The organism is Kitasatospora sp. NPDC091276, assembly GCF_040684355.1.
In the GTDB taxonomy this organism is placed as follows: domain Bacteria; phylum Actinomycetota; class Actinomycetes; order Streptomycetales; family Streptomycetaceae; genus Kitasatospora.
In genome coordinates this window covers 139,260-151,248 of the sequence record NZ_JBFBFU010000008.1, presented here as the reverse complement: position 1 = coordinate 151,248, position 11,989 = coordinate 139,260, and the positions used below count along the sequence as shown (strand labels likewise).

At 72.9% G+C, this 11,989-nt stretch carries 9 protein-coding genes and 1 tRNA gene; 8 read left to right on the top strand and 2 right to left on the bottom strand.

Annotated features, from left to right (window positions below):
* Positions 1–7: 7 nt before the first annotated feature.
* Positions 8–763, bottom strand: a complete 756-nt coding sequence (locus AB0O19_RS12710) for a TetR/AcrR family transcriptional regulator (protein WP_363619309.1) — start codon at positions 761–763, stop codon at positions 8–10.
* Positions 764–925: 162 nt separating this feature from the next.
* Between AB0O19_RS12710 and AB0O19_RS12705 the strand changes: the two genes are divergently transcribed.
* From AB0O19_RS12705 to AB0O19_RS12690, 4 genes are all read left to right on the top strand, one after another.
* Positions 926–2,632 (top strand): DUF885 domain-containing protein, encoded by a 1,707-nt coding sequence (locus tag AB0O19_RS12705; protein ID WP_363619308.1) that lies wholly within the window; start codon positions 926–928, stop codon positions 2,630–2,632.
* 263 nt (positions 2,633–2,895) lie between these two features.
* The gene (locus tag AB0O19_RS12700) at positions 2,896–4,332 is read left to right on the top strand and encodes an MFS transporter (RefSeq protein ID WP_363619377.1); all 1,437 of its coding nucleotides are present in this window, start codon (positions 2,896–2,898) and stop codon (positions 4,330–4,332) included.
* 84 nt (positions 4,333–4,416) lie between these two features.
* On the top strand, positions 4,417–5,331 hold the full coding sequence (locus tag AB0O19_RS12695) for a carbohydrate kinase family protein (RefSeq protein WP_363619376.1): 915 nt from the start codon (positions 4,417–4,419) through the stop codon (positions 5,329–5,331).
* A 116-nt stretch (positions 5,332–5,447) separates the two neighbouring features.
* Positions 5,448–6,476, top strand: coding sequence for a serine protease (locus tag AB0O19_RS12690; RefSeq protein WP_363619307.1), 1,029 nt, complete (start codon positions 5,448–5,450; stop codon positions 6,474–6,476).
* Between the two features lie 109 nt (positions 6,477–6,585).
* On the opposite strand, the gene AB0O19_RS12685 is transcribed toward AB0O19_RS12690, so the two are convergent.
* Positions 6,586–6,657, bottom strand: a tRNA-Arg gene (locus AB0O19_RS12685).
* A gap of 198 nt (positions 6,658–6,855) precedes the next feature.
* Between AB0O19_RS12685 and AB0O19_RS12680 the strand changes: the two genes are divergently transcribed.
* The 4 genes from AB0O19_RS12680 to AB0O19_RS12665 all read left to right on the top strand — a co-directional run bounded on the left by AB0O19_RS12680 (position 6,856) and on the right by AB0O19_RS12665 (position 11,980).
* On the top strand, positions 6,856–7,275 hold the full coding sequence (locus tag AB0O19_RS12680) for a response regulator (RefSeq protein WP_363582150.1): 420 nt from the start codon (positions 6,856–6,858) through the stop codon (positions 7,273–7,275).
* 84 nt (positions 7,276–7,359) lie between these two features.
* The gene (argS, locus tag AB0O19_RS12675; protein ID WP_363619306.1) at positions 7,360–9,021 is read left to right on the top strand and encodes an arginine--tRNA ligase; all 1,662 of its coding nucleotides are present in this window, start codon (positions 7,360–7,362) and stop codon (positions 9,019–9,021) included.
* Between the two features lie 85 nt (positions 9,022–9,106).
* Positions 9,107–10,549: a diaminopimelate decarboxylase gene (gene lysA / locus AB0O19_RS12670; RefSeq protein WP_363581972.1), complete on the top strand. Its 1,443-nt coding sequence runs from the start codon at positions 9,107–9,109 to the stop codon at positions 10,547–10,549.
* A 138-nt stretch (positions 10,550–10,687) separates the two neighbouring features.
* Positions 10,688–11,980 (top strand): homoserine dehydrogenase, encoded by a 1,293-nt coding sequence (locus tag AB0O19_RS12665; protein ID WP_363581974.1) that lies wholly within the window; start codon positions 10,688–10,690, stop codon positions 11,978–11,980.
* Positions 11,981–11,989 lie beyond the last annotated feature (9 nt).

Genomic DNA, 11,989 nt, shown 5'->3' with positions numbered 1-11,989 from the left:
GGTCGGGTCACCGGGCCGCCAGTACCTCGCGCAGCCGCTCGGCCCGCGACGCCTGCGGGCCCTCCAGCGCGAGCAGCAGGGCCAGCACCTGCGCGGTCTGCGGGTCGTGCAGCGCGGTCGCCGCCGCCATCGCCGTGAACTGGTCCACCAGCCAGTCGCGCAGCTCGCCCACCGGCAGCGTGCGCCCCTCGTCCAGCCAGGTCAGCGACGCGCCCTCGACCACCGCGATCCACGAGCGCACCAGCAGCGTCAGCCGGGGCCCGGCCTCCCGCACGCCGAGGTGCCGCAGGGTCCGCTTGAGCGCCGCCCGCCGGACGTCGTCGACGATCGCCGAGGTGCGGGCCGTCTCCACCACCGAACCGCCGCGCAGCAGCGCCGAGTAGCCGGCGTCGTGCTCGGCCACGAAGGCGAAGTAGCCGTCCAGGACGGCCGCCAGCTGCTCGGACGGGGTCCCGGCCAGCGGGACGGCGAAGCGGCTGGTCAGCTCGTCGGCGGCGCTGCGCAGCGCGGCCTCGTACAACTGCTGCTTGCCGCCCGCGAAGTAGCGGTAGACCAGCGGGCGGGAGGCTCCGGCGGCCTCGGCGACGTCGTCCAGGCCCACCTCCTCGGGCGGCCGGGCGGCGAACAGTTCCAGGGCGACCGCGATCAGCTGTTCGCGACGCTGCTGCACCGGCAGTCGCCGGTAGCCGGTGCGGCGCGGGCGGGGGCCGGGTGCGGTCGGGGCGGGCACCTGGTCGGTTGCCGTGGTGGGGCGGGCTTCCATGGCGGTCAGCGTAATGGGCGCGGGCCCGATCGGATCCTGTCGCGCGCGGCGGTTTCCCGAACGTGCGTTTGTCTGGACTCGCCCGGCGGCGGTCGACCGGTGCATGTCACCGATCGCCCGGTTAAGGCTTGCAATCGGCCCTCGCCACGCCATGATGTCCGAATGGTTGAAGAACTGATCACCTCCGACGCCACCACCCCGCGTCGCATCGCCGACGGTTACGTCCGGGCCCTGGCCGAACTCGACCCGCTGACCGCGGTCTACCTGGGGTTCAGCCCCGAGGACGACCGGCTGCCCGACCTCTCGCCGGCCGGTGCCGAGGCGATCGCCGACCTCGGCCGCCGCACCCTGGCGGCCCTCGCCGAGGCCGAACTCTCCGACGCCGCGCAGGACGAGGCGGAGCGCCGCTGCGCCCGGCTGCTGCGCGAGCGGCTGACCGCCTCCCTCGCCGTCCACGAGGCCGGGGAGAACTTCCGCGCGGTGCGCAACCTGGGCTCCCCGGTGCACGAGGTCCGGGACGTCTTCACCCTGATGGGGACCGACACCGAGGCCGAGTGGCAGGTGGTCGGCCGCCGGCTGGCCCGCGTCCCGCTCGCGCTGGCGCAGTACCGGGAGACGCTGGCCGCCGGCATCGAGCGCGGCCTGCTGTCCGGCCCGCGCCAGGTGGCCACCGTGGTCGGGCAGCTCGGCGAGTGGCTGGAGGGGGACGTACCCGGCGGCTGGTTCGGCGAGTTCGTCCAGGGCGCGCCGGAGGGCCTGCGCGCTGAGCTGTCCGGGCCCGCGCTGGCCGCCGGGGAGGCGCTGGCCGCCCTGCGCGACTGGCTGCGCGACGTCTACGGCCCGGCCGCCGCGGACACCCCCGACACCACCGGCCGCGAGCGCTACCGCCGCTTCGTCCGCTTCTGGACCGGCTCCGACCTGGACCTGGACGAGGCCTACACGTGGGCCTGGGGCGAGTTCCACGACCTGCTCGCGCAGATGGAGGCCGAGGCCGAGAAGGTACGCCCGGGCGCCGGCCCGATGGCGGCGATGAAGTGGCTGGAGGCGGACGGCCCGGCCGTGGAGGGCGCCGAGGCCACCCGCGTGTACCTCCAGGAGCTGATGGACCAGGCGGTCCGGGACCTCCAGGGCACCCACTTCGACCTGGCCGAGCCGATCACCCGGGTCGAGTCGAGGATCGCCCCGCCCGGCAGCGCGGCCGCGCCGTACTACAGCGCGCCCTCGCTGGACTTCAGCCGCCCCGGGCGGACCTGGCTGCCGGCGCTCGGCCGGGAGCGCTTCCCGGTCTGGGACCTGGTCTCCACCTGGTACCACGAGGGCGTCCCGGGCCACCACCTGCAGCTCGCGCAGTGGAACTACGTCGCGGACCGGCTCTCCACCTACCAGGTCAGCCTGGGCGGGGTGAGCGCCAACCTGGAGGGCTGGGCGCTGTACGCCGAGCGCCTGATGGACGAGCTCGGCTACCTCACCGACCCGGGACACCGCCTCGGCTACCTCAACGCGCAGATGATGCGCGCGCTGCGGGTGATCGTCGACATCGGCATGCACGCGGGCCTGGACTTCCCGGCCGACTCCCCGTACCTGCCGGGCGAGCCGGTCAGCCCGGAGGCGGCCCGGGAGTTCTTCGGCCGGTACTGCGGCTTGACCCCCGACTACCTGGACAGCGAACTGGTCCGCTACCTGGGCATGCCCGGCCAGGCGATCGGCTACAAGCTGGGCGAGCGCGCCTGGCTGCGCGGCCGGGCGGCGGCGCGGGCGGCGCACGAGGCGCGCGGCGAGGAGTTCGACCTCAAGGCCTGGCACATGGCGGCGCTCTCGCAGGGCTCGCTGGGGCTGGACGACCTGGTCGAGGAGCTGTCCGCGCTGTAGGGCGGCCGCCGGCCCCGGGCCTCGTCCGCGAGTCCCGGGGCCGCTGGTCCTTTGGCCCGAAAAGGTCGATTTGGCGAGGTTTTTCCTTGCCATCCGCCCGTGCGGGAGCTTCGCTTGAAGGCGACTGCGTGACATCCCCGACTGCGTGACCCCTCCGTACCCCTCCGGAAGGCCGACCAGTGTCTGCGCAAACCGCCACCGGTCATGAGAACGCGGACAGCCGCCGCTGGTGGGTGCTGGCGGTCATCGCCATCGCCCAGCTCATGATCGTCCTCGACGTCACCATCGTGAACATCGCGCTGCCGTCGGCGCAGCGGGACCTGGGCATCTCCGACGCCGACCGGCAGTGGGTGATCACCGCCTACACGCTCGCCTTCGGCGGCCTGCTGCTGCTCGGCGGACGGCTGGGCGACCTCTTCGGCCGCAAACGCGTCTTCACCGTCGGCCTGCTGGGCTTCGCCGCCGCCTCCGCCCTCGGCGGCTCGGCGGACGGCTCCGCCATGCTCTTCGGTGCCCGCGCACTCCAGGGCGGGTTCAGCGCCCTGCTCGCCCCCTCGGCCCTGGGGCTGCTCTCCACCACCTTCACGGACCCCAGGGAGCGCAGTACGGCCTTCGGTGTCTTCGGCGCGATCGCCGCCGGCGGCTCCGCACTCGGCCTGATCCTGGGCGGGTTGCTGACCGAGTACCTGGACTGGCGCTGGTGCCTGTTCGTCAACGTCCCGATCGCCGCCGCCGCGGCCCTCGCGGCCACCGGCCTCCTGGAGCGCGACAACGCCGCCGGGGGGCGCCGGGTCCGGCTCGACCTGCCCGGCGCGCTGCTCGGCTGCGGCGGCCTGCTGGCGATCGTCTTCGGCACCTCCGAGGCCGTCACCCGGACCTGGGGCGACGGGCTGGTGCTCGGTTCGCTGGCCGCCGGCCTGGCGCTGCTCGCGGTGTTCGTCCTGGTCGAGAGGCGCACCGCGCACCCGCTGCTGCCGCTGCACATCGTCGCCGACCGCAACCGCGGCGGCGCCGCCCTCTCGGTCGGCCTGGCCATGATCGGCATGTTCGGCCTGTTCCTCTTCCTCACCTACTACCTCCAGGTCATCAAGCACTTCTCGCCGGTGCTGTCGGGCGTCTCCTTCCTGCCCATGACGGCCGCCATCGTGCTCAGTTCGACCGGCTTCGCGGCCCGGCTGATGACCAGGGTGCCGACCCGGAACCTGGTCTGCCCCGGGCTGCTGCTCGCCGCGGCCGGCATGGCCTGGCTGACCCGGATGACGGTCGACAGCCCGTGGGCCGGCACGGTGCTGCCCGCCGAGCTGCTGCTCGGCTCCGGCATGGGCCTGGTCTTCATGCCGTCGATGAACCTGGCCACCCTCGGGGTCTCCCCGCGTGAGGCGGGCGCGGCCTCGGCCACCATCAACTCGGCCCAGCAGGTGGGCGGTTCGTTCGGCACGGCGCTGCTGAACACGGTCGCGGCCAGTGCCACCGCGTCGTTCCTGGCCACCAGGATCGCCTCGTCGCCGGCGGTACGGGCCCAGGGCACGGTGCACGGCTACGTGGTCGCCACCTGGGTGTCGACGGGCGTCCTGCTGCTGGCCGCGCTGATCGCCTTCCGGGTGATCGACCACCGGCCGGCGCCCGCTGTGACGACCGTCGTCCCGGGCGGGGCGCAGGCCCACACGGCCGTCCCGGCAGAGCCCCGACGAGAACCCTGAAATTTTCAGCAAGACCTTGCAGTCAACCTCCGGCGCCTGCTTGACTCCTGGCCACCGTCCAGGAACCGAGGAGGCGCCGTCGTGCTGCCCGAGTTCGACCTGCTCGTCGTCGGCGGCTCCGGCGTCGACACCATCGTCCGGGTGGACCGGCTGGAGGTCCCGCCCGGCGACTCGCTGTTCGTCGGACCCGTCCGCGACTACGTCGGCCACACCGGCAACGGCGTCGCCCTCGGCGCCCACCACCTCGGCCTGCGCACCGCCTTCCTCGACTTCCTCGGCGACGACCCGCAGGGCGCCCTGGTCCGCGCCTCCTACGAGCGCCACGGCCTGCACTTCGCGCACCTGGTGAGCCCGCACGGCACCCCGCGCGGGGTCAACCTGGTGGACGCCGCCGGCCGCCGGTTCTCCTTCTTCGACGGCCGCCACCCCGCCGACCTGCGGCTGCCGCCCGAGTTCTACCTGCCGTACGCGCGGCGCAGCCGGCACGTCCACCTCTCCATCACCGGCGTCAACCGGGACATGTACGCCGACCTCCACCGGCTCGGCCGCACCACCTCCACCGACCTGCACGACTGGGACGGCACCAACCCGCACCACCGCGACTACGCGCTCCGCTCGGACCTGGTGTTCCTCTCGGTGGCCGGCTGCCGCGGCCGGCACGAGCAGGTGATGCGCGCGATCCTCGCCGAGGGCCGCGCCGGTGTCGTCACCGCCACCGCGGGCGCCGACGGCTGCTACCTGCTCACCCGGGACGACGGCGAGGTGCGCCACCTCCCGGCCGTCGACCCGGGCCGTCCGGTGGTGGACACCAACGGCGCCGGGGACGCCTTCGTCGCGGGCTTCCTCGCCGCCTGGTTCCGGGGCCGCCCGCCGCTGGAGTGCGCCCGGGCCGGCTCGGTCGCGGGTGCCTTCACCTGCACCGTCGCCGGGACGCACACCGCCTTCGTCGGGGCCGAGGAGTTGGGGAGCGCGCTGGACCGCTTACTCGTCGACGGGTGAGGTTTTTCTCATGGATATCCCAGCCACCGGTAACGACCTTTCCAGGCTGAAACGGCATAGTCGTTGATCGCACGCAGCCCCCGGGAAACCGTCGATCACTGGCAGGAGAGACAGACATGGGTCAGCACCGCCGCCCGACGTCGCGCCGCCGCCGCAGCCTTCTGGGGCCGACCCTGTTCACCGCGCTCTCGGCGGTGGTGGTGGCCGCCGTGGTCACCGGCACGCACGGGCTGAGCCTGTCCGACGCGACGGCCGCCGGGAAGGCGGCCCGCAGCTCCCGGGCCGCCGTCGCGCCGGCCGCGACCGGGCCCGCGTCCGAGGCGCCCGCCGCACCCGCACCGGTCGACGCCCCCGCTCCGACCGACAGCCCCTCCGCCGCCCCGGCCGACAACCCGACCGACAGCCCGACCGGCAGTGCGAGCGCCGACCCCGGCAGCGCCCCGGCGGCCACCCCGACGCCCTCCGCGCCGGCCACCCCCGACACCCGCGGCGCCGTCCTCGGCACCACCGCCACCGCCGCCGCCACCCCCGAAGCGGCCACCGTGGGCGCGCTGTTCAGCGGCACCGTGGCGGCCGGAAACCACTTCTGCACCGCCAGCGTGCTGCACAGCCCCGGCGGCAACCTGCTGCTGACCGCCGCGCACTGCCTCAGCAGCGCCGGCGGCGTCACCTTCGTCCCCGGCTACCGCGACGGCTCCGCCCCGTACGGCAGCTGGCAGGTCACCGCGGTCCACACCACCACCGGCTGGTCCCAGAAGGGCGACCAGGACGAGGACTTCGCCATCCTGGAGACGGCCCCGAGCAACGGCCGCAACGTCGAGGACGTGGTCGGCGGCAACCGGCTCGGCGCCGACGAGCCCTTCGGCGCGACCGTCCGCCTCTACGGCTACCCCGGCGACGCCGAGGAGCCCCTCCTGTGCACCAACACCACCGGCCGGCAGAGCACCTACCAGCGCGTCATCGACTGCCCCGCCTACCCGTCCGGCACCAGCGGCGGCCCCTGGATCAACGTCGCCACCGGCGACGTGGTCGGCGCCATCGGCGGCTACCAGCAGGGCGGCGACACCGACGACGTGTCCTACAGCGCCTACTTCGACCACACCATCGCCGGGCTGGTCTCCCAGGTCGAGGGCACCTCGTCCTGAGCCCGGCCGGGCCGGCACCGCGCGCCGCCAACCGGGCCCGGACATGACGAAGGCCCAGATCCGTGGATCAACTCCACTGATCTGGGCCTCAGTTGCACTCCTTGCGAAGTGCCCCCGGTAGGATTCGAACCTACGCACCCGCCTCCGGAGGGCGGTGCTCTATCCCCTGAGCTACGGGGGCCTGCTCGGTGTCGTCGGCGTTTCGGCCTCCGACGTGAAGAACACTACCAGGCTCCGGGCGTGGTCCGTGCACGGGTTTGCGGCGGGGGTGCCGGAGCGGGTGCGGGGTGCGCCGGCGGCGGGCGGCGGGGGTCGGTGGAAGTGCCCAAAGGCCGGACGGGGCGGCGGGGGCGCCGATACCCTCGGTGAGGTGTCGGGAGTGTCCGGGCGGGTCCTCGTGGTGGACGACAGCGAGGTGATCCGCCAGCTGATCAGGGTCAACCTGGAGCTCGAGGGCTTCGAGGTGGTGACCGCCGCCGACGGCGCCGAGTGCCTGGAGGTGGTCCGCCGGGTGAAGCCGGACGTGGTGACGCTGGACGTGATGATGCCGCGGCTGGACGGCCTGCGGACGGCGGCCCGGCTGCGCGCGACCCCGGGGACCAGCCGGCTGCCGATCGCGATCGTGAGCGCCTGCACCCCGGCCGATCTGGACCTGGGGGAGGCCGTCGGGGTGGACGGCTACCTCGGCAAGCCCTTCGACCCGGCCGATCTGGTGGCGCTGGTGCGGCGGCTGATGGCCCTGGGCGGACAGCCGGGCGGGTTTCGCCCTGAGCGAACAGAGCGGACCGATCGAGGCTGACACCGCTGACGGGAGGGCCCGCGGGCGTCCCGACCGGCAAACCGGGTGGCGGGCGGGCACCCCGTCTCGCCTACGCTTGGCGTCGTGACACCCGCAGAGCTTTCCCAGGCAGTCCAGGCCGCAGTGAGCGCCGCCGTCGAGGCGGGCGAGCTGACCGTCGCCGTGCCCGAGCACGTGACGGTCGAGCGGCCCAAGAACAGGGACCACGGCGACTACGCGATCAACGTGGCCCTCCAGCTCGCCAAGGCGGCCGGCCGCCCGCCGCGAGCCGTGGCGGAACTGCTGGCCGACCGCCTGCGAGGGATCACCGGCGTCGCCAAGGTCGACATCGCCGGGCCGGGCTTCCTGAACATCACCATGGACGCCGCGACCCAGGGTGCGCTGGCGCGCACCATCGTCGAGACGGGCGAGGCCTACGGGCGCAACGAGGCGCTCAAGGGCCTGAAGATCAACCTGGAGTTCGTCTCCGCCAACCCGACCGGCCCGATCCACATCGGCGGCGTCCGCTGGGCCGCCGTCGGCGACTCGCTGGCGCGCGTGCTGCGGGCCAGCGGCGCCGACGTCACCACCGAGTACTACCTGAACGACGCCGGCGTGCAGATCTCCAAGTTCGCCGGCTCGCTGAAGGCCGCCGCGAACGGTCAGCCCGTCCCCGCCGACGGCTACGTGGGCGAGTACATCGGCGACATCGCCAAGGCGATCACCGACGGCGTCCCGGGCGTGCTCGACCTGCCCGACGCCGAGCAGCTGGAGGCCTTCCGCACCGAGGGCCTCAAGCTCATGGTGGCCGAGATCCAGCGCTCGATGCAGGAGTTCGGCACCCACTTCGACGTCTGGTTCTCCGAGAGGACGCTGCACGAGTCCGGCGCGGTCGAGAAGGCCATGGACCGGCTGCGCGAGCAGGGCCACGTCTTCGAGCAGGACGGCGCGGTCTTCCTGCGCACCACCGACTTCGGCGACGACAAGGACCGCGTCCTGGTCAAGGCCGACGGCGAGACCACCTACTTCGCCGCCGACGCCGCGTACTACCTGTCGAAGCGGGACCGCGGTGCCGAGGTCTCCGTCTACATGCTGGGCGCCGACCACCACGGCTACGTCAACCGGCTGAAGGCCATCGTGGCCTGCGCGGGCGACGACATGAACCGCAACATCGAGGTCAAGATCGGCCAGTTCGTGAAGATGCTTCGCGACGGCGAAGAGGTCCGCATGTCCAAGCGGGCCGGCAACATCATCACGATCGACGACGTGATCGAGTGGATCGGCGTGGACGCCGCCCGCTACACCCTGACGCGGTCCCCCACGGACTCCACCATCACGCTCGACATCAACGTGCTGACCAGCCAGTCCAACGAGAACCCGGTCTACTACGTCCAGTACGCGCACACCCGGATGTGCGGCGTGGCCCGCAAGGCCGCGCAGCTCGGCGTCGACAAGGGCGCGGCGGAGGACTTCAAGCCCGAGCTGCTCGCCACCGTGTGGGAGAACGACATCCTCGGTGCCCTCGGCGAGTTCCCGCGGATCCTGGCCACGGCCGGCGAGCTGCGCGAGCCGCACCGGGTCGCCCGCTACCTGGAGGACCTGGCGGGCAAGTACCACCGCCTGTACGAGAACTGCATGTTCCTGCCCAAGGGCGACGAGGAGCTCACGGACACGCACCGCGCCCGGCTCTGGCTGGTCGAGGCCACGCGAACGGTGATGGCCAACGGCCTGACGCTCCTGGGCGTCACGGCGCCCGAGCGGATGTAGGCACCACCCCCAAGTGCGCAGCGGGGGCGGCTGACGGTCAACGGAGACCGTCGCCGCCCCTCGCCATAGGTCAAGGAAGCAGGACATGTCTCGCTCCGCACACCCCGCAGGCCCCCGTCACGGTGACGTGCTGCCCGAGGGCCACTACGCCGCCCCGCCGGCCGACCTGAACGCGCTCGACCCCAAGGTCTGGTCGCGCACCGTCGCCCGCGACGCCGAGGGCGTGGCCACCGTCGGCGGGATCGACGTCAAGTCCCTGGCGGCCGAGTTCGGCACGCCGGCCTACGTGCTCGACGAGGACGACTTCCGGGCCCGGGCGCGGGCCTGGCGCGACGCCTTCGGCACCGAGGCGGACGTCTTCTACGCCGGCAAGGCGTTCCTCTCCAAGGCGATCGTGCGCTGGCTGCACGAGGAGGGCCTGAACCTCGACGTGTGCAGCTCCGGCGAGCTGACGGTGGCGCTGGCCGCCGGGATGCCGCCGCAGCGGATCGCGCTGCATGGCAACAACAAGACGGCGGACGAGCTCGAACACGCGGTGAAGACCGGTGTCGGGCGCATCGTGGTCGACTCCTACGAGGAGATCGAGCGGCTGGCCGCGATCACGGCCCGCCAGGGCGTCCGCCAGCAGGTGCTGATCCGGATCACCGTCGGCGTCGAGGCGCACACCCACGAGTTCATCGCCACGGCGCACGAGGACCAGAAGTTCGGGCTGTCGCTGAGTCTGGCCGCGCCGCGAAGCGGCTCGGTCGAGGGTGGTGGTGGGCGCCGGGAGGGCGGCTCGGCCGCCGAGGCGGTGCGCCGGGTGCTCGGGCACGAGGGCCTGGAGCTGCGCGGCATCCACTCGCACATCGGCTCGCAGATCTTCGACACCGCCGGTTTCGAGGTGGCCGCCCGCCGGGTGGTCGGCCTGCTGGCCGAGATCCGCGACGAGCACGGCGTCGAGTTGCCCGAGATCGACCTGGGCGGCGGCCTGGGCATCGCGTACACCAGCGAGGACGACCCGCGCGAGCCGGCCGAGATCGCGGCCGCGCTGGCCGACATCGTGCGCCGCGAGTGCGCCGCCGCGAACCTGAACACCCCCCGGCTGAGCGTGGAGCCGGGCCGGGCGATCGTCGGCCCGACGGCGTTCACGCTGTACGAGGTCGGCACCGTCAAGCCGCTGGAGGGCCTGCGCACCTACGTCAGCGTGGACGGCGGGATGTCCGACAACATCCGGACCGCGCTGTACGACGCCGAGTACTCGGTGGCCCTGGTGTCGCGCCGCAGCGACGCCGAGCCGATGCTGGTGCGGGTGGTCGGCAAGCACTGCGAGTCAGGCGACATCGTGGTCCGGGACGCCTTCCTGCCGGCCGACCTGGCCCCGGGCGACCTGATCGCGGTGCCCGCCACCGGCGCGTACTGCCGCTCGATGGCGAGCAATTACAACCACGCCCTGAAGCCTCCCGTGCTGGCCGTCAAGGACGGCGCCGCGCGGGTGATCGTCCGGCGCGAGACGGAGGAGGATCTCCTGCGTCTCGATATCGGATGACGAAATCCTTGTCTCAGATCATGGAACGACCGTAGATCCGTGCGGGAAGTCCCCGAGACTGGTACGGACCGAAGTTCCCGGCGGCCCCCAGAATCCCGCCGGAATTACCGAAGCACGAAGAATGCAGAGCGGAGTCGGATGATGCGTACGCGCCCGCTGAAGGTGGCGTTGCTGGGTTGTGGTGTGGTGGGCTCCGAGGTGGCGCGCATCATGACGACGACGGCCGACGACCTCGCCGCGCGCATCGGTGCCCCGGTCGAGCTCGCGGGGATCGCGGTCCGCCGGGCCGGCCGGGTGCGTCCGGGCGTGCCCGAGCACCTGATCACCACCGACGCCGAGGCCCTGGTCAACCGGGGCGACATCGACGTGGTGGTCGAGGTCGTGGGCGGCATCGAGCCGTCCAAACACCTCATCCTGTCGGCGTTCCAGCGGGGCGCCTCGGTGGTCAGCGCCAACAAGGCGCTGCTCGCCAAGGACGGCACCGAACTGCACGCCGCGGCCGCCGCGGCAGGGGTGGACCTGTACTACGAGGCCGCGGTGGCGGGCGCGATCCCGCTGCTGCGCCCGCTGCGCGAGTCCCTCGCGGGGGACAAGGTCAACCGGGTGCTGGGCATCGTCAACGGCACCACCAACTTCATCCTCGACAAGATGGACACCACCGGCGCCGGCTACTCGGAGGCGCTGGAGGAGGCCACCGCGCTGGGCTACGCCGAGGCCGACCCGACGGCCGACGTCGAGGGCTTCGACGCCGCCGCCAAGGCCGCGATCCTGGCCGGCATCGCCTTCCACACCAAGGTCACCGCGGCGGACGTCTACCGCGAGGGCATCACCGAGGTGACGGCCGCCGACATCGCCTCCGCCAAGGAGATGGGCTGCGTGGTCAAGCTGCTCGCGATCTGCGAGCGGGCGGCGGACGGCGAGTCCGTCACCGCGCGGGTCCACCCGGCGATGATCCCGCTGTCGCACCCGCTGGCCTCCGTCCGCGAGGCGTACAACGCGGTGTTCGTCGAGGCCGAGGCGGCCGGTCGGCTGATGTTCTACGGCCCGGGCGCGGGCGGTTCGCCGACCGCCTCCGCGGTGCTCGGCGACCTGGTCGCGGTCTGTCGCAACAAGCTGGCCGGTGCCACCGGTCCCGGTGACTCGGTGTACACGCAGCTGCCCGCCAAGCCGATGGACGAGGTGGTCACCCGCTACCACGTCAGCCTGGACGTGGACGACCGTGCGGGTGTCCTCGCCCAGGTCGCGTCCGTCTTCGCGGAGCACGGCGTCTCCATCGACACCGTGCGCCAGCAGGGCCGCGACGGCGACGCCTCGCTCGTCGTGGTCACTCACCGTGCCACCGACGCCGCGCTGTCGGCGACGGTCGACAAGCTCCGCGCGCTGGACAGCGTGCGGGACGTGGCCAGCATCATGCGGGTCGAAGGGGAGTAAGGAACAGCC

What these genes read in the sequence shown, in the direction of transcription:
- AB0O19_RS12710 (WP_363619309.1), bottom strand. Translation starts at nt 763, where the DNA reads ATGGAAGCCCGCCCCACCACGGCAACCGACCAGGTGCCCGCCCCGACC.
- AB0O19_RS12705 (WP_363619308.1), top strand. Translation starts at nt 926, where the DNA reads ATGGTTGAAGAACTGATCACCTCCGACGCCACCACCCCGCGTCGCATC.
- AB0O19_RS12700 (WP_363619377.1), top strand. Translation starts at nt 2,896, where the DNA reads ATGATCGTCCTCGACGTCACCATCGTGAACATCGCGCTGCCGTCGGCG.
- AB0O19_RS12690 (WP_363619307.1), top strand. Translation starts at nt 5,448, where the DNA reads ATGGGTCAGCACCGCCGCCCGACGTCGCGCCGCCGCCGCAGCCTTCTG.
- lysA (WP_363581972.1), top strand. Translation starts at nt 9,107, where the DNA reads ATGTCTCGCTCCGCACACCCCGCAGGCCCCCGTCACGGTGACGTGCTG.
- AB0O19_RS12665 (WP_363581974.1), top strand. Translation starts at nt 10,688, where the DNA reads ATGATGCGTACGCGCCCGCTGAAGGTGGCGTTGCTGGGTTGTGGTGTG.